Source organism: Geobacillus sp. Manikaran-105, assembly GCF_002809955.1.
GTDB lineage: Bacteria > Bacillota > Bacilli > Bacillales > Anoxybacillaceae > Geobacillus > Geobacillus thermophilus.
Map to the genome: position 1 here is coordinate 22,914 of NZ_PIJG01000025.1, position 17,417 is coordinate 40,330.

Here is a 17,417-nt window from a genome sequence, read left to right on the forward strand (position 1 = left end):
CGTTTCCAAAAAATTGGGGAGGTTCGATTTTTATGCCAAAGTATACGATTGTCGATAAAGAAACATGTATTGCCTGCGGAGCATGCGGCGCGGCAGCTCCGGACATTTACGATTATGACGAGGACGGCATTGCCTACGTCACGCTTGACGACAACCAAGGGATTGTCGAAGTGCCGGACATTTTAATCGACGATATGATGGATGCGTTTGAAGGCTGCCCGACCGAGTCGATCAAAGTCGCTGACGAGCCGTTTGACGGCGATCCAAATAAATTCGACTGAAATCTCCCCTCTTGCCGAATCGGCAAGAGGGTTTTTTGACGAAAGCGTGAAAAAATGCCATTTGACAAGTGGCGCGCCGCAAGGGAACATGCTACAATAAGATTGTCTTGCCCGCCCTGGGCGCCGGCGGGCGAGTTTTCATGCGTACATAACAACCAAAAAAGGAGGAACGGGTTGTGGCATTCGAAAATAAAATTGTCGAAGCGTTTATCGAAATTCCAACCGGCAGCCAAAACAAATACGAGTTCGACAAAGAGCGGGGCGTTTTCAAACTCGACCGCGTCTTGTACTCCCCGATGTTTTACCCGGCTGAGTACGGCTACTTGCAAAATACGCTGGCGCTCGATGGCGACCCGCTTGACATTTTGGTCATCACAACGAATCCGACATTCCCGGGCTGCGTCATCGATACGCGCGTCATCGGCTTTTTGAACATGGTCGACAGCGGTGAGGAGGACGCGAAGCTCATCGGCGTGCCAGTCGAAGACCCGCGCTTTGATGAAGTCCGCTCGATTGAAGACCTGCCGCAGCACAAGCTGAAAGAAATCGCCCACTTCTTTGAACGGTACAAAGACTTGCAAGGCAAGCGGACGGAAATCGGCACATGGGAAGGGCCGGAAGCTGCGGCAAAACTGATCGATGAGTGCATCGCCCGCTACAACGAACAAAACAAAAAATAATCGCCTAAAACGTTGTACATCCAATGCGAACCTCAGCTATTTCCGAACAATCCCGCCTATATCTTTGGATATGGGCGGTTTTCTTTTGGAAACACGAACATTCCCCAAAACAGAAAGCGCTGTCATTGGTATGACTTCTTCGCTTTCCATTGACAGAAAGCGCTTTGCTATGTTAAATTATCAGAAATTTAACATCTTCGAAACAGAAAGGGGCACCTGCTGTGGTTCGCGTACTCGTTTCCGACGCCATTAGCGAAGAAGGCTTGGCGCCGCTCCGCACATCGGCGCACATCGACATCGTTCAAAAAAACGTGAGCGAAGCGGAGGACGAATTGCACACGTTTGACGCCTTGCTTGTGCGCAGCGCAACGAAAGTGACGGAAGAATTGTTGGCGAAAATGCCGAAGCTGAAAATTGTCGGCCGCGCCGGGGTCGGCGTCGACAACATTGACGTCGACGCCGCGACGAAACGCGGCATTGTCGTCATTAACGCGCCGAACGGCAATACGATTTCCGCCGCAGAGCATACGTTTGCCATGATGGCTGCGCTCGTCCGCCGCATCCCGCAAGCGCACATTTCTGTCAAATCGCGGGAATGGAACCGCTCGGCGTTTGTCGGCAACGAGCTGTTCGGCAAGAAATTGGGCATCATCGGCTTCGGCCGCATCGGATCAGAAGTAGCAAAGCGGGCACGGGCGTTCGGCATGACCGTGCACGTCTACGACCCGTTTTTGACGAAAGAGCGGGCGGAGAAGCTCGGCGTCTCCATCCATTCACTTGATGAGGTGCTGGCAGTCGCCGACATCATCACCGTTCATACACCGCTGACGAAAGAAACAAGAGGCTTGCTTGGCACGGAAAATTTGGCGAAGACGAAAAAAGGGGTATACTTAATCAACTGTGCTCGCGGCGGCATTATTGATGAGCAGGCGCTCATTCCGTTTTTGGAAAGCGGCCATGTCGCCGGTGTCGCTCTCGACGTCTTTGAACAGGAGCCCCCGGGCGACCACCCGCTGCTGGCGTTTGATAATGTCATCGTTACGCCGCATTTAGGGGCGTCGACGGTTGAAGCGCAACTGAACGTCGCCACCCAAGTCGCGGAAGAGCTGCTCCACTTTTTTGAAGGGCAGCCGGTCACATCATCGATCAACCTGCCGGCGCTGTCGAAAGACGTCTATGAGAAAATTCAAGCATTCTATCATTTAGGCCGAAAGCTCGGTTTAATTGCTTCGCAGTTTATGAACATTCCGGTTCAAGAGCTGTCGGTCACCTACGCCGGCACGGTCGCCGATTTGGAAACGACGTACATCACTCGCAGCTTGCTTGCCGGCTTCCTGCGGCCGCGCGTCGCTTCCACCGTCAATGAGGTAAACGCCGCCATGGTCGCCAAAGAGCGCGGTATCACATACGGCGAAAAATTCTCTGATGAGACGCACGGCTATGCAAACTGCATTTCGCTCACCGTCCATGGCGAGAACAAAACGTTTACGATCAAAGGAACGCATGTGCCGAACTACGGCGACCGCATCGTCCATTTTGACGGCGTCACGATCGATTTCGCGCCGGAAGGCCATCTCCTTTACATTCAGCACCACGACCGCCCGGGGATGATCGGGAAAGTCGGGAACGTGCTCGGGGCGCATAACGTCAACATCGCCACCATGCAAGTCGGCCGCCAAGAAGCGGGGGGCAAGGCGATGATGATCTTATCGCTTGACAAACCGGTTGATGATGAGGTATTGCAGGCGTTGGCGCAAATTGATGACATCGAAACGGTGAAGCGGCTCGAAGCGTAACCACCCGCTTCTGCGGGCAGATCATACAAAAAACGCAGGCCTTCCCAGAAAGGAGCCTGCGTTTTTCGTTCGAGCAAGCCCCACAGCAGCCATTCGCATCGTATAGTTCCCTCTTGCGAAAAGGCGATGATCATGACCCAAAAGGTTGTTTTTCCTTAAACCAAACACAATGCATCGTTTCTTCATGATTGTTTTACGCCTACATACTAAGAAAGGGTGTCCCGATCCTTTTGGGACACCCTCGTGTTTTGTCAGTTCCGTTCAGCCGAGCGGCACCGCTTTCCGCTCGCCTTTCGAGAACGTCATGAGTTCGGTATAGCCGACGCTGCGGGCGAGTTCAACCGCCTTGTCAAAGTCGGCGCCGACATCGCCCGGCACGTGCGCGTCCGAGGACAACACGATCGGAATGCCTTTGTCATAGCACATTTGCAGCAGCCGCGGATCGGGATACAGCTCGCCGACCGGCTTGCGCAGCCCGGCCGTGCTGATCTCGACGCACGTCTTCGAATTGGCGAGCGCTGTCGTTGCCCGGTCGTATTGCTCAAGCAAAAACTCTTCATCTTCCGGAACGTATTTAAAAATTTTCACCAAATCCAAATGGCCGATAATATCAAATAAGTTCGACTCGGCGAGCGTTACGACTTGGTCAAAGTATTTGCGATATGTATCATACAAATCGCGCCGTTCCCATTCACGGCGGAACTCGACTAAGTCGATGCCGAAATCGTCGACCCAATGGATCGAACCGATGACATAGTCAAACTCGTACGAGCGGATAAACGCAGCCATTTCCTCATGTTTGCCGGGAGTGTAATCCATTTCAATCGACATTTTCACGTCGATTCCGGCATCCCACGCTTCGTGGAACAAGCGGACATAGTCGGCCATATCGTAGCACCGGCGCGCCTCCACCCACGGGTTGGACAAAATGTTTTTCGTTTGGTAAAAATGATACGCATGCTCGGAAATGCCAAAATGCTGAATGCCTTTTTTCGCGGCTTCATCGGTGAACTGGCGCAAATAATCGAGCGTCAGCGTCCCCCGCTCCAAATGGTTGTGATAATCAGTCAGCACAGTGTTTCTCCCCTCCTGCTGTTTTTTTCATTATAACGCATCACCGCAAGAAAGGACAACCGTTTGGCGAATCATCACCCAATCATCCGTTCGCGCCGACGAGAAACAACAGCCCGACGCATACCGCGACGCCGGCGACCGCCAAGAGCCGTGTCATGAGATCATCCATCTGCCACCCCTCCTTGCCTTCTTTGCGCCATATATGTCTTATGCCAATATCATCTCCGATAGAACAACAAAGTGAAGATCGTAACAAAACGACGCAAACGGCGGCGGCTACCAGCCGGCCGCCATCAACAGAGCGTTCGGCCCGGCCGGCACGCGGATTCGCATTCCAACCGGATACGAGCCCAAGTTCGACAACCCGTCAGCCGCAAACGTCACCTCACGGAAGCCAAACTCTTTCGCTGTCAGCAGCACAGCCTCCGCCATGCGCGCCGCGTCCTCTTCATGTGGCTGAGCGGTCAGCTGAATCCGGACCGTCGCATGCCGCGCATCCATATCAGCCAGCTCCACGTTTACTCCCGGCGGAATGGCCGGCTCGAGCCCGCGGATCGTCGATGTTTTCATCTGCTGCAGCGCCTCCGGAAACGTGCGGGCGCTGCCCGGCGCCGGAACGAGCACTGTATAGCCGAACGAAGCGCTGTTTTTATAATACATTCGCTGCCGCTCCTTGATTTTTGTCGCTTTTACCATTCCGAGCGCCGGCAACTCAAGCCCTTCCTTCTCTCCGGTGAAAAAGCGGAGGCGCCGCTCCCCCATTTGCCGCGCTGTTTCGACGAGGGCGTCGACAAACAGCTTCTGCTCTTTGCGGCTGGCCGAAAACACGCGGTGCTGAGCCGGGACGTGCACCGTCCATTCCCCCTTCCCCCCGGCGGCCGGCTGAATGACCACTCCATCAAACCAAGCGGACGCTGCCCGCAGCGGAGAGCGCCCAAGCACGCGCAGCGCTGCCGTGAACCGCTCTTCGGGGGCCAATCGGCCGCTGAGCGGAACCGCCACTGGCACCACCCGGCCGTTTGCCGCATCAGGCAAGCCGACCACCATGACGCCGGCATCTTCCTGCGCCGGCGTCGCATCAGCGGCCATTATCGTCTCAACTTGGGGGGGAGCGCTCTCGGCTCCTAGCGTTTTGACGGTAGAGGATCGCTGCTGCTGTTCCGCGCGCTCCGGAGCGGCCGCATTCATTCCGACAGCAACAACCGCAAGAAAGAGGGCCATCGATGCCGCCGAAAGCCAACGCCGTCTCCAGCGCATCTTGCGCTGGGTGCGCTGAAGCCGTTCGTAAACATCTTCTTTTGTGCGCCGGTCTTTCACCATGGGCAGCTGCTCAAAGCTATGTTCGATGCATCGCTCATTCCAGGGAAATTTTTTCATGCCGCCACTCCTCCCGTTCGGCCTCTTCCTCCATATGTTGTTTCAGCGCCTTCAGCGCGCGGTGCTGCGTCGTTTTCACTTTGCTTTCCGTCCAGCCGAGCGCGGCTGCCGTTTCAGCAATCGACAGCGACTGGATGAATCGGAGGACGAGCACAAGCTGTTGGTCGACCGTGCAGCGCGCCAAGCAGCGGTACATGAGTTGAATTTCCTCGTTTTGAATCGCGATTTCCTCCGGCATCGGCTCGTCAGCGCCGAGCTGCTCCTCGCTCCACTCCGATGTCTTCACCCACTGGCGTCGTTTTTGCTTGCGAAAAAAATCGATCGCCACATGGCGCGCAATGGACAGCAGCCACGTCTTTTCACTACATTGCCCTTTAAACCGTTTGTACGAACGCAGCACTTTCACATACACTTCTTGCACTAAATCTTCGGCATGCTCTCGATTTCGCACCATGTAATATAAAAAATTAAACAAATCATCGTGATATTTTTCGTACAACTGTTCAAAAACGGGGTCCATCGTGTCTCTCCCCCTATTCGTTTCCATGGACCAAAGCCGAACCATTCCATTATCTTCATGATAACGGGTCTCATGCAAAAAGGGAACCATTTTTTTGGACGAAAAAGGAAGAAGGCCGAGCGAACCGGCTATCGCTCGGCAAAGAGCGGAAAAAAGAGGCGGCCGGCTCGCTTCCGCAATGCGCCCTCTGCCGCCCGGTCATAGCTGATCAAAAACGACGTCGCCGGACCACCAGAGGCAAAGAGCGGCAGCGGGCAGGCGCAGGCCCGCCCTTGGCGGCCGTTGGCGGCCGACAGTTGCATCCATTCGTAGTAAATGCCTTTGGAACCGATCGGGACGAGCTCATAAACAGACGGAGAGGCGAGAAGCTCAACAAACAGCGAAAGCGGCGCGACCCATTGAGGATGCGCCAGCACGGCCGGGCCGACGAGCGGGCGGCCGATGACGGCAAACTTCGCTCCCTCCGGCGTGACGCCGATCCGCTTCCGTTCGGCCGCCACCGTTCCGACCGCCATCACGCCAAGCGCCGACTGGACGGTGGAAAAATTCGATTCCGTGCTGCCGGTGACCGGAAGGCGAAGAGAAAGTTCATGGCAGACTCGTTCAATGCCGCGGCAAAGCGCTTCCCATCGGTCATCCCCCATAAAGTTTTGCAAGACGACGGCGTTTGCTTCCGCCCCGACGCTCAGCAATTCCATCAAGGCGACGCGGGCGGCAAAATATGCGACCGTCTCCGCCGGAGCATGCACCGTATCACCCGGCTTGTCCCCGACCGCCGCCGAGCCGTCGACGGCAATGGCGAGCTCTCTGCCTTCGGTCAATGGAAGGAAGAGCACATCACGCATGCGGCGCCCCCGCCTTCGCCATCAAACGGGCAACCGCCGGGGCAACGGCCAGCGCGATCAACACGTTGACCAAAGCGGCGGCGGAAAGCGGCGGAATGACGGCAAGCACAAACGGCCAGCCGAACGAAACGGCAAGCGGCAACGGCGCCAAAAACGCATTGCCGATGAAAAAGACGACAGCGCTGCCGATTTTCCATCCCCGCCGATGCAGCACGGCGAACAGGGCGCCAAGCCCGGCCATTTCCAATGCGACAAGCCAATGGAACGGGCCGAGCCGCCACCCGCCGACCACCGCCGAAATAAGGTGCCCCAGCCCTGCAACCGCCGCTCCGGCGCGCGGGCCAAGAACCCCGGCGGCGACAAGCGCCGGAGCGCTGTCTAACGCGATGCTGCCGACAAACGTCGGCAGCTTGATGAACGATCCGATCGCCGAAAGCGCCAAACAAACGGCCGTCCAAGCCAAGCGGCGGTTCATTGTTTCTCCTCCTTGTCGCGGAACACAATGGCGCTCCGCTCATATTCGACATCCTTCACCCCTAAGCGGGCGTTCACAACCCGGGCGGCAGCGAATAAATAGTCGGACAGGCGGTTCATATATTTCAGAACAACGTCGTTGATCGGCTCCGCTTTTTGCAACGAAACGATGCACCGCTCCGCCCTTCTCGTCACCGTGCGCGCCAGATGAAGCGCGGCAGCCGCCTTCGACCCTCCCGGCAAAATAAACTTTTCAAGCGGCGGCGCCTCTTGGACATAGGCGTCAATGCGCTGCTCCAAAAAGGCGACCATCTCCTCGGTCGCTTTATACGGCAGCTTGCCGTTGACGATGGCCAAGTCGCCGCCGCAGTCAAACAGTTCATGCTGAATTTTTTGCAATTCGGCGCAAAGATCGTGAAACCGTTCATCGTCAGCGAGCAGAGCCAGCGCCCAGCCGATGAACGAGTTCGCCTCATCGATCGTCCCATACGCCTCGACGCGCAAATGATCTTTATCGACGCGCCCGCCGATTAAGCTTGTTTTTCCTTTGTCTCCAGTCCGCGTATACAATTTCATAATTCCTCTCCCCTTTATTTTAATCGTTCCGCCAACCCGCACCAAAGCCGGTCGACGCGATGGCATACGGCGGCAAGCCGTTGATAGCACAGGCCGACGGCGTCGCGCCAGCGCCGTTCTTGCCGGTCAGTCGGAACGACGCCTTGCGTTACGTCTGTCCCGATCCAGACAACCGTGCGGCCGGCCGCTCCTTCCTCCCACTGCTTCCAAGCGCAGAAAAACCGCTCCCATTCCTCTGGGTCCGGAAGGCGGCGGATGGCGGCTTCGAGCCCATCCAAGACAACTGTTTTCGCCGTCTTGGCGCCATCCGGCCACCCGTATGGTCCCTGATAGCCGTCATGCCATACGATATGAACACCGTCGCTTATTCCGTACCGTTCCCGCACCCATTTTCGCTTTCCTTGGAACGCACCGCCGACAACGAAATGCACCGTTCTCCCCCTTTCCAGCGCTCGATCGTTGATTCGAGCGTATACCCGCCGGAAAACGGCACCTTCCATTCCCAAAACGGGCGAACGTCCGGCGCATATTGTTCAAGCACGAAACGGATCGGACCGCTGTGGGTGACGATCGCCACATGGCGGGCGCCCATCCGCTCAGCCAACGCAACCGTCTCGGCGAGCGCCCGTTTGATGCGCGCTTGAAACGAAACATAGCTTTCTCCGGCGGGCGGCGCCGTCGAAAATGGCGACTCGAGCCATCGGTTGTACGCGAGATCCGTTTCGAGTTCGGCGAACGTTTTCCCTTCCCAGACGCCAAAAAAAAGCTCGCGCCATCCGCTCGTACACCAGTCCGGCTCGCGGCTGCCAAACAGCAGCGCCGCCGTCTCCCAGCAACGGCGAAGATCGCTTGTCACGATGCAGTCGACCGGATATGGCCACTCGACCCGCAAACGGCGCAGCCTGCTATGTTCCGCGGCCGAAAGCGGCGCGTCCGTCCAGCCGATATATGCATCGCGCCGATTCAGTTCCGTCATCCCATGACGGATGAGCGTAACAGCCAAAGGACGCCCCATAGCACCGTCTCTCCCCCTTCGATGAGCGCGCCGAGCACATCGCCGCTCACGCCGCCAAACTGCTTTTCCGCCCACGGCTTTGCCGCGAGGGAACAAAGCGCCATCGCCGCAGCCAACACCACAACCGCCGCCGGCGGAACGCCCGCCGCCGGAAGAAGCAAAAGCACAAGGCATGCCAATCCCAGCGCCCATGCTGCATCGCGCCATGAACTATATTCGCGAAGCGAGGCCGCCATTCCTGTCGATTTGGCCAGCTTGCCGGCGGAAAGAAGCCAGACAGCCCCGGCTCTCGACAGCAGTGGAATGGCAATAAACAGGGCAGGGGAAATGCCCGCTTTGATCGCTTCATGCAAAAACAGCCAGCGGAACGATAACAAACAAATGAGCGACAACACAGCGAACGCGCCGACGCGCGAATCGGCCATGATCTCTTGCCGCCGCTTGGCGTCCCGGTACGAAAAAAAGGCATCGCTCACGTCCATAAAGCCGTCGGCGTGCAGCCCGCCGGCAAGCCAAATGCCAAGCCAAAGAAGAAGGAGAGCCAAAAAAGAAGGCGGACCGAACGAAAGCGCCGTACAGGCGCCGTACACCAAGGCAGCCAGCGTCCCGAGCAGCGCTCCAGCCAGCGGCATTGTGCGCACAAGCCAGCGGACATGCGGGGCATTCCATTCAATCGAACGCTGGATGGGAATGATCGTAAACAGCTGCAGCGCCAGCAGCCAGCCATTCCATGCCCGCTTCATTGCGGCCACCGTCCTTTCTTCACGCGAAGAAGACCGCATTCCACCACGGCGGCGGCTTCTGCTTCCGCGACCAACTGTTGATGAAGCCAACCGAGCATTTTCATGTAGCGAAATGTGCCGAGGTCATTCGGCACGCCGCCAGAAAACAACTCATTGGACACAATGACAACAGCGCGGCATGCCGCCGCCCACGCCCGCACTTGGTCGAGCAGGCAACGGGCAGCGGCGAACGCTCCTTCCTCTGTTTTCCATTCATCTCCGGCAAATAACACATTCGCCCACCACATAGTCAAGCAGTCGAGGAGGACAACATCAGGCGGACGAAGTGCAGCCAACAACTGATCAGGCCCTTCCGGCGCTTCCCACACCACCCAAGGCGCCGTCATCCCCATGCGCCGCTCTTGATGGCGGCGAATGCGCTCTTCCATTTCCGCATCGGCAGCCCGGGCGGTGGCAACATAATGAAGCGTCTCGCCAGCGGCCAGCCGGATGGCGCACACCTCTGCCGCTTCACTTTTGCCGCTGCGCACCGCGCCGCTCACAAACACGATCATCCATCCCACCTCTCAAGCGCCTCAAGCAGCCGGTCATTCTCCACCTGCGTTTTGACGGCGAGCCGGATGTAGCGGCCGTCAAGCCCCGGGAAATTCATCGTATGGCGCGGCACAACCCCTTCCTTCAACAAATGAAAAAACAGCTCCTCTGTCCGTCCTGAACACGGACACAACAAATAAAAGTTCACGACCGATGGCGAGACGTCATACCGCCCGGCAGGCAGCGACCGAAACACCCGCTCCCGCTCGGCGGCGATCCGTTCTTTCGTCCACTTGACAAACGATTCCATCGTCATGAAACGAAGCGCCAATTGTTGGGCGATGCCGTTTGTGCTCCATGGCGGCTGATGCGTTTTCAGCGAAGCGATCACCGCCTCGTCGGCAGCGACATAACCAAGGCGCGCGCCGGCCAGGTGATGGATTTTCGTCAACGATCGAAGCACAATGAGGCGCGGATAGCGTCCCAACCAGCGCATCGCCGTAAACCCGCCGCGCCAAAACGGATAAAATGCTTCATCGATGATTACATAGGTGCCAGCCGTGTGCGCCGCGTCCACCAGTGATCTCAATTCCCCCTCCTCCATCACCGTCCCCGTCGGATTATTCGGATGGCATAAAAAGATAATGTCTTGCTTGCCTGCCCAGGCAGTCGCTTCATCCAAGTCATAAGAAAAGCCCCGCGCTTCATCGGCCGCGAATCCCTCCACATCGCATCCATAAGCGAGACAGGCGCGCCGATACTCGGAAAACGTCGGCTCCAAGATGCCGACGCGCCGACCGGCAAATAGCGCGGCCAACAAATAAATCGCCTCCGCCGCCCCGTTCGTCATCAGCACTTGTCCGGGTCGAATCTGCTCCTGCTTGGCAACGAGCTCCCTGAGCGCCTTCGCTTCCGAATCCGGATACTCCCCGGCCCAGCGAATCCACTCCTCACCGCTCGGCCAAGCTGACGGCGGCAGCCGGTACGGATTCGTATTGACGCTGAAATCAATGTATTCGTCTGGAGGGGCCAATCCGCATTGCTCATACAACGCGCGCGGATTCGCCCCATGCGCCGGCCAACGCAACGATTATCCCCCCAATCCATAGCAATAATGTAAACACTAGCACCGTTCCAATCATGATGCGGACCGCTTGGCGAATGTGGGCGGCGCGAAGCGGGGCGGCCGGGTCACCGAGCGTCGGCCTCCTCGAGACCACGCCGCCGTATGTATTCGTTCCGCCGAGCTGCACCCCAAGCAGCCCGGCCATCGCCGCCTCAAGCCAGCCGCTGTTCGGGCTTGGGTGGCGGCGGGCATCGCGAAATAAGATCGACAGCGCCAAACGAAAGCGGCGGCCGCCAAAGACCAACACCATCACAAGCGCCGTCAGCCGCGCTGGAATGTAGTTGAGCGCATCGTCCAGCCGCGCGGCCGCCCAGCCAAATTCGCGATACTTCTCATTTTTGTAGCCAATCATGGAATCACACGTGTTCACCGCCCGGTACAATAACGCGAGCGGCGCACCGCCCAAGGCCGCATAAAAGAGCGGAGCGGTGATGCCGTCGCTCGTGTTTTCCGCCACCGTCTCCACGCAGGCGCGGGTGATGCCGGCTTCATCGAGCCGCTCGGTGTCGCGGCCGACGATCATGGACAGCGCGCGGCGCGCCGCAGGAAGATCGCCTGCTTCCAGCGGCCGGCGCACGTCCTCAGCCGCTTCAGCGAGGCTTTTCGTCGCAATGGCGGTGAAAATGAGGGCCGCCTCGATCGCCACCCCTACGTATACGGACAGCGCGTAGCCCACATAAACGATGAACGCCGATATCCCGTAAACAGCGGCCAACACGACCGCCACGGCCGCCGCCCCTTTCGTCCGCCGCTTTGTTCCTTGATTCCAGCGGCGATCAAGCCACGCAATCATCATTCCCATCCCGCGCACCGGATGCGGCAGCCAGCGCGGATCGCCCACGAGGGCATCGAGAAACAGCGCCAACGTCAATGCGGCCAAATGGGTCATCGCCGTTTCCTCCGCTTCTCCCAGCGGCCAAGCGCCTCAACTGTTGCCTCATACACAAGCCGGCCGAGCGCCCGGCCAAGCTCCGTCGCCGTTCCGGCATAGGCAAAGACCTGCCCGGTTTGCGTCGCCGCCACAGCGAGCGAATCGGTCGACGTACCGGTGGCAAGCGTCCCGGTTTCCGGGTCGCAAACCGAACAGTCGGCGAGCGCTTTTGCCTTCGCTTCTGTCGCTGTCATCACCGCCTGGACAAACGCTGCTTCCGTCAGCACTCCGTCAATGACCACCACCATGTTGATCGTCCCCGGTCTTGCCGCTAGCGGCTGATGCTGCCACGCCCGAGCGGCATCGACGGCATTGCCGACGCCAGCGGTCGCCATGACCGCAACCGAAAACGCTTCCCCTTCTTTCTGAAGCCAAACAGCATCCCGGACATCAACCGCCGTCATCATGCCAACCGTTCGTTCCGGCGGAAACCCGTGCTGCTCCAAATAGCGGCGCATGTCTCCTTCCGCATCACTGCAATCGTAATCGAGCCCGACATGGCGGTTGACAAAATGGGTCGCCCATTGAAATCCGGCGCCGATCAATGCCGAGGACAGGACGCGAAGCGGCGCGGCCGCAGTAAGCACAGCGGCGTCATCAAGAAAGGAAAGCCGCAGCCCGCCGACCGGCGATTCCCCTTGCTTCTTGTTCGGCATGAACGAAAACATCGGCGTTGCCGACGCCGGATGGGCCAGACGCACAATCGGCGCGGCAAACACTTCCTCAAGCAACGCCGGCGTCATGACATCCGCAGGGGCGCCGAGCGCGGCTATTTTCCCTTTGTTCAGCACGAGCACCCGATCGCAATACAAGCTCGCCGCATTCATATCGTGGAAAACGGCGACGACCGTCAAGCCGCGGGCGTGCGCCGCTTCGGCGAGCCGGTCCAAAAGCCGGACTTGGCCGCTCACATCCATATGGTTCGTCGGCTCATCGAGCAAGAGCAGCTTGGGCTCTTGGGCGAGTGCGCGGGCCAAATAGGCGCGCTGCCGCTCGCCGCCGCTCAATCGTTCGAGCGGTTCATCGATTTTCCCCGTCAGGCCGACGGCCGCAAGTGCGTCTCGGAGGGCGGCTTCATCGTCCTCCGTCCACGTCGGAAAGAAGCCGCGCTGATGAGGATAGCGGCCGAGCGCCACCGTTTCCCTCACCGTATAGCCGGGCGCCGCCTCCGCTGTCTGCGGCAAGACGGCGGCCATCCGCGCCCATTGCTTCGCAGACAGCGCCGAGAGCTTTCGGCCATCGATGACGATCTCCCCGCTTGCTAGCGGCAGCTCTTTGCTGATGAGTTTGATCAAAGTCGTTTTCCCGCTGCCATTCGGCCCTAAGATGCCGAATATTTCGCCTTTTTCCACGGCAAACGTCACACCATCAAGCACTTGTTGCTGCCCGTATCGATGCGATACGGCCCGCACCTCGAGCATCGTCATCCCATCTTTCGTTTCGTTTTTCGGAAAAACAAGACGGCAAACAGCGGAGCGCCGATCAGCGACGTAATAACGCCGATCGGCAGTTCGCGCGGTTCAATGATCGTCCGCGCCGCCACATCGGCAAGCACAAGAAACGCACCGCCGTACAAGAGCGACAGCGGCAACAGCACTCGGTAGTTCGGCCCGCACACAAGCCGAACCATATGCGGAACGACAAGCCCGACAAAGCCGATCGTCCCTGACACCGACACCGCCGCGCCGGTGAGCAGCGCCGCTGCCGTCAAAATGATGACTTTTCGGCGCGTAACATCAACGCCGACATGAAGCGCCGCCGCCTCGCCAAAGGCAAACGCGTTCAACTCGCGGCTGTTGGCGATGAGCACTGCGGCCCCAACGAGAAAAAACGGCAGCAACAGCCCGCTGTATTTCCAGCCGCGCATCGCCACGCTCCCCATCAGCCATGAGATGATTTGCCGCAATTCTTCCCCGGTCAACGCGATCATGAGCGAAATGAACGCGCTGAAAAACGCGCCGAAGATAATGCCGGCTAAAATGATCGTCTCAACCGACATGCGCCGCTCCACAGCGCGAGTGAACGCCAAAACGGCGGCAAGCGTCGCCATGCCAAACAAGATGCTCACGACCGGCAGCGTGAACGTGCCAAAGAACGGCCATTGCCAGCCGAGAAAGATGACGAGCACCGCCCCGACCGACGCGCCGGACGAGACGCCGAGCGTGTACGGATCGGCGAGCGCATTTTTTAACAGCCCTTGAAACGCGGCCCCGGCCAGCGCCAATGACGCCCCGACCAAAAACGCAAGCACGACGCGCGGCAAGCGGATCGCCATCACGATCGGCACCCAATCAGCCGGAATGTGGCGAGGCAGCGCCGCTCCGAACCATTCAGCCGCCAAAATGCGGACAATAGAAGAAAAGGGAATCGACAGCGATCCTGTCGATATCCCTACGAGAAGCGATAACACGGCCGCGGTAACGGCCAATATATACATCCACATTTTACTTGAACACATCCGGGTAAATGGCTTTGGCAAGTTCCTCGACCCCTTCGACAAGGCGCGGACCCGGTCGGCTTACTAAGTCGGTGTTGACGTCATACACCCGCTTGTTTTTCACCGCCGGCACGTCTTTCCAAGCGGCGCGCGCCAACACTTGCTTCGCTCCGCCGTATGTCGTGATGATGACATCCGGCTTATAGGCCACGGCTTTTTCTTCCGTCACCATCGGCCAGCCTTCCAAGCTGCCGGCGACGTTTTTCGCCGAAATCACTTGAAGCATCTCATCCATAAACGTCCCTTTGCCGGCCGTATAAATTTGCGGCGGCGGCGACACTTCAATCCAGACATTGGCCTGTTTGTCCGCCGGGATTTGTTTCGCTTTTTCTTTGATTTTCGCAAGCTTCTCTTTCATCTCATCAATCACTTGCTTCGCTTTGTCTGTCGTCCCGGTCGCTTTGCCGATCAATTCGATGGACGCATACACATCGTCGAACGACTTCGCGTCATTGACGACAAGCACGGTGATGCCGGCGTCTTTCAATTGCTTGAGGCCATCGCGCGAGTTATGGGCGCTTGACGCGTGGGCCAAGACGAGATCCGGTTTGAGCGAAATGATTTTCTCGACGTTGAATTCCATGCCGCCGATTTTCGTTTTCGTTTTGACGTCTTCCGGATAATTGTCAAAATCGCTGACGCCGACGATCTTATCGCCCAACCCCAACGCATAGGCGATTTCCGTATTGCTCGGGATGAGCGAGACGATCTTTTTCGGTTCCGCTTTGATCGTGACATCCTCGCCAAGCCCGTCTTTCACCGTCACCGGAAACGCCGCTTGTTCCGTTTTCGGTTCTTCTTTTTTCGCAGGCTCGGTGCTGCCATTCGCCCCGCCGCAGCCGACGAGCACGGCGGCCAAAAGGAAGAACACCGCCACCACCGCCGGCCATGTCCAACGTTTCATCCGTCATTCCCCCTTCGATGATGTATGTACAACAAAAAAGCCCATTCCGTCCGAACGGGGAATGAGCACGAAACAGACCGCCAATGGGCACAACAATGCCCTGTACGACTGTTTCCACGTCTCACCCCCCGAAGATTCGGAAACTGCGGCAAGCAAGGCAGGTCTACTGGCTCATGCTTCATCCTACTCTGAAGCCTTCCCGTACGGAAAACAGCGCAAGCCATCTGTCCGTACAGTGGCGATTTCATTTCGTCCGCATTGACAGTTGCGGGGACAGCTCCGGATTCCCACCGGATTCCCTATTAAGCCGTTTCGGCGCCTTGCTGCGAATGGATTCAGTTATGGGATATGGACATTTTTATAATAATGCAGCGTTTAGCATTTGACAACTATGAATTTACAGCACTTCACCTTCCCACTCTTGCAGATAATCGCGACGGATTCATGACCCATGCTTCATAAGGAACAGAGCATCCCCTTTTCATCGCATCGAGCACCCGCGATTTCAAATGCGGCCATGTCACATATTCATCAATATTCGACTCATCGATCAACACAAACTTCGCCTTTTGAATTTCCTCAGGCTGGGGAGAAACGTTTCCTTTCACATATGTCGCTTTAAATACAATGTTTATGATATTTTTAGTTTCATTGTAATACACGCCGCTGACCCCAATGAGACGGATGTCAACGCCAGTCTCTTCATGCACCTCACGATGAACGGCCCGATCGAGCGGCTCGCCTGGTTCAACTTGTCCACCCGGCATTTCCCACGTATCGGAGCGGTCATAGCTTTTAACAAGCAAAACCTCTCCCGTGTCATTCGTAATATAGGCTGAAACGGTGATAATGGCTTGTTGGTGTTTATCCATCAAGCTCTCCTCCTACATCGCGGAATGATCCTAGCCCTCTCCTGCAGAAAAAAAGCAGCTGCCCCATCTATACTGCCATCTTGAAAAAAATAAGGAAAATCCGTGGTGCTAGTTGAACATTAACGCCTCACGTGATGACACAGCGCAAGAGGGACAAGATCTCCACAACAGCATAGGCATGATGTTGTCCGTGCCTCGCTAGTTGGTGACGGATCTATTAGAAAAACTCTATTTAACGGAAAAACGGAGCAACCGACAACAACAGTTATATCGAGAGCGTTCAGGGAACATCTCCCTAGTGAATAAGTTTCCAATGACATACTGATACCCTGCTCGTTCCGAAGTAAAACAAAACAACTTTCCAAGAATATGAATGGCGATTATGACCCATTTCCTTGCTTTAACAAATGACGATTTCAGCGCTACAATACATTTAGAGCCGCCAGACAGTTGCGCTGATACCAAGAACAAGATCGCCGTATATTGCTTTTGAATTTCCGCTTGATCCGTTGTAAAATGAAGACGCTCTTGTATGGGATTTCTCTTTTTTAATCTAATACAATTTTATCAGAATAAATTGGAAATGTAAAGAAAAACAGCAAAATTTAGGCTCTTCACCGAAAGTTGTACTTGACTATTTCAGAACACGCCTTCTCTGTACTTATAAGGAAAAATCAGTAAATCAGATTTTTCGTACACGGCGGCTCAAGAAAATCCCCCGCTTGTCAAGTACATGTTGTGGTGATGAACCATCTTTCTGTCATTTTTCCTTCACTTTTCCGTCAGTTTTCTGTCATCCATCCGCGCTCGGCCGCCACCTTTTTAGCTTCCTCGATTGTGTCGCAGGTTTCACTACTTTCATTTTTCATTCTCCTTTAATAAAATAACCTATGGTTACTAAACTAAGGTTAGTAACCATAGGTTATAATAATACAGTATCGAATGGAAATCAATTCATTTGTAAAAAAATTTTGTAAAAAATAAAACAACTGGTTCATCACCAAAAGATGTACTTGATTTTTACGTTAAAATGTGATAGAGGTCTCTAGACGGACACGCAAAGTAAAACGCTAGATATTTCGATACCCATATCCTCGCCTTTTGATCAATTTTATTTTGTTGTTGATTCCTTCCATTGGACCATTTGAGTAAGAAAAAACGATGCAAGAAAG

General features: G+C 56.4%; 20 protein-coding genes, 1 pseudogene and 1 riboswitch. Of the genes and pseudogenes, 3 read left to right on the plus strand and 18 right to left on the minus strand.

The window, feature by feature from the left end; all coding sequences use genetic code 11:
* Positions 1-32 precede the first annotated feature (32 nt).
* The 3 genes from CV945_RS09070 (at position 33) to serA (ending at position 2,757) form a co-directional block, all read left to right on the plus strand.
* On the plus strand, positions 33-281 hold the full coding sequence (locus CV945_RS09070) for a ferredoxin (RefSeq protein ID WP_008879661.1): 249 nt from the start codon (positions 33-35) through the stop codon (positions 279-281).
* Positions 282-457: 176 nt separating this feature from the next.
* Complete coding sequence (locus CV945_RS09075) at positions 458-961, plus strand: inorganic diphosphatase (protein ID WP_020754674.1); 504 nt, start codon at positions 458-460, stop codon at positions 959-961.
* A gap of 221 nt (positions 962-1,182) precedes the next feature.
* Positions 1,183-2,757, plus strand: coding sequence for a phosphoglycerate dehydrogenase (serA, locus tag CV945_RS09080; RefSeq protein ID WP_063330765.1), 1,575 nt, complete (start codon positions 1,183-1,185; stop codon positions 2,755-2,757).
* 261 nt (positions 2,758-3,018) lie between these two features.
* On the opposite strand, the gene CV945_RS09085 is transcribed toward serA, so the two are convergent.
* The 18 genes and pseudogenes from CV945_RS09085 to CV945_RS09165 form a co-directional block, all read right to left on the minus strand.
* The gene (locus tag CV945_RS09085; protein WP_033010517.1) at positions 3,019-3,831 is read right to left on the minus strand and encodes a histidinol-phosphatase; all 813 of its coding nucleotides are present in this window, start codon (positions 3,829-3,831) and stop codon (positions 3,019-3,021) included.
* A gap of 276 nt (positions 3,832-4,107) precedes the next feature.
* The gene (locus tag CV945_RS09090) at positions 4,108-5,208 is read right to left on the minus strand and encodes an MBL fold metallo-hydrolase (RefSeq protein ID WP_100659605.1); all 1,101 of its coding nucleotides are present in this window, start codon (positions 5,206-5,208) and stop codon (positions 4,108-4,110) included.
* Complete coding sequence (gene sigX / locus CV945_RS09095; protein ID WP_033010515.1) at positions 5,186-5,728, minus strand: RNA polymerase sigma factor SigX; 543 nt, start codon at positions 5,726-5,728, stop codon at positions 5,186-5,188. The genes CV945_RS09090 and sigX overlap by 23 nt, the downstream gene beginning before the upstream one ends.
* A 128-nt stretch (positions 5,729-5,856) precedes the next feature.
* Positions 5,857-6,573 carry an AIR synthase related protein gene (locus tag CV945_RS09100; protein ID WP_033010514.1) on the minus strand — a complete coding sequence of 239 codons (717 nt, stop codon included), beginning with the start codon at positions 6,571-6,573 and terminating at the stop codon, positions 5,857-5,859.
* Positions 6,566-7,048 carry an ECF transporter S component gene (locus CV945_RS09105; protein WP_100659606.1) on the minus strand — a complete coding sequence of 161 codons (483 nt, stop codon included), beginning with the start codon at positions 7,046-7,048 and terminating at the stop codon, positions 6,566-6,568. Before CV945_RS09105 ends, CV945_RS09100 begins: the two co-directional genes overlap by 8 nt.
* Complete coding sequence (locus tag CV945_RS09110) at positions 7,045-7,623, minus strand: cob(I)yrinic acid a,c-diamide adenosyltransferase (protein ID WP_063330769.1); 579 nt, start codon at positions 7,621-7,623, stop codon at positions 7,045-7,047. Before CV945_RS09110 ends, CV945_RS09105 begins: the two co-directional genes overlap by 4 nt.
* Positions 7,624-7,637: 14 nt before the next feature.
* Positions 7,638-8,054: a bifunctional adenosylcobinamide kinase/adenosylcobinamide-phosphate guanylyltransferase gene (locus CV945_RS09115; RefSeq protein WP_033010511.1), complete on the minus strand. Its 417-nt coding sequence runs from the start codon at positions 8,052-8,054 to the stop codon at positions 7,638-7,640.
* A complete protein-coding gene (locus CV945_RS09120; protein WP_033010510.1) occupies positions 7,988-8,638 on the minus strand; it encodes a histidine phosphatase family protein in 651 nt (216 codons plus the stop codon). Before CV945_RS09120 ends, CV945_RS09115 begins: the two co-directional genes overlap by 67 nt.
* Entirely contained in the window at positions 8,596-9,381 is a 786-nt protein-coding gene (locus tag CV945_RS09125) for an adenosylcobinamide-GDP ribazoletransferase (protein WP_033010509.1), read from the minus strand. The genes CV945_RS09120 and CV945_RS09125 overlap by 43 nt, the downstream gene beginning before the upstream one ends.
* Positions 9,378-9,935, minus strand: coding sequence for a bifunctional adenosylcobinamide kinase/adenosylcobinamide-phosphate guanylyltransferase (locus CV945_RS09130; RefSeq protein WP_033010508.1), 558 nt, complete (start codon positions 9,933-9,935; stop codon positions 9,378-9,380). Before CV945_RS09130 ends, CV945_RS09125 begins: the two co-directional genes overlap by 4 nt.
* The gene (gene cobD / locus CV945_RS09135) at positions 9,932-11,002 is read right to left on the minus strand and encodes a threonine-phosphate decarboxylase CobD (protein ID WP_100659607.1); all 1,071 of its coding nucleotides are present in this window, start codon (positions 11,000-11,002) and stop codon (positions 9,932-9,934) included. The genes CV945_RS09130 and cobD overlap by 4 nt, the downstream gene beginning before the upstream one ends.
* Positions 10,959-11,930: an adenosylcobinamide-phosphate synthase CbiB gene (gene cbiB, locus CV945_RS09140; protein ID WP_020754603.1), complete on the minus strand. Its 972-nt coding sequence runs from the start codon at positions 11,928-11,930 to the stop codon at positions 10,959-10,961. Before cbiB ends, cobD begins: the two co-directional genes overlap by 44 nt.
* Complete coding sequence (locus CV945_RS09145) at positions 11,927-13,399, minus strand: adenosylcobinamide amidohydrolase (RefSeq protein ID WP_100659608.1); 1,473 nt, start codon at positions 13,397-13,399, stop codon at positions 11,927-11,929. The genes cbiB and CV945_RS09145 overlap by 4 nt, the downstream gene beginning before the upstream one ends.
* Positions 13,396-14,430, minus strand: coding sequence for a FecCD family ABC transporter permease (locus tag CV945_RS09150; protein WP_198518494.1), 1,035 nt, complete (start codon positions 14,428-14,430; stop codon positions 13,396-13,398). The genes CV945_RS09145 and CV945_RS09150 overlap by 4 nt, the downstream gene beginning before the upstream one ends.
* The gene (locus CV945_RS09155; RefSeq protein ID WP_100659609.1) at positions 14,417-15,373 is read right to left on the minus strand and encodes an ABC transporter substrate-binding protein; all 957 of its coding nucleotides are present in this window, start codon (positions 15,371-15,373) and stop codon (positions 14,417-14,419) included. The genes CV945_RS09150 and CV945_RS09155 overlap by 14 nt, the downstream gene beginning before the upstream one ends.
* Positions 15,374-15,512: 139 nt before the next feature.
* A riboswitch (cobalamin riboswitch) is annotated at positions 15,513-15,711 on the minus strand.
* A 69-nt stretch (positions 15,712-15,780) separates the two neighbouring features.
* On the minus strand, positions 15,781-16,248 hold the full coding sequence (locus CV945_RS09160) for an NUDIX hydrolase (protein WP_369806431.1): 468 nt from the start codon (positions 16,246-16,248) through the stop codon (positions 15,781-15,783).
* A gap of 122 nt (positions 16,249-16,370) precedes the next feature.
* Positions 16,371-16,779 (minus strand): annotated as a pseudogene (locus CV945_RS17855) (IS982 family transposase); the annotation flags it as partial.
* A 536-nt stretch (positions 16,780-17,315) separates the two neighbouring features.
* The coding region (locus tag CV945_RS09165) for a transposase (RefSeq protein ID WP_198518493.1) at positions 17,316-17,417 on the minus strand (102 nt) is incomplete at its 5' end.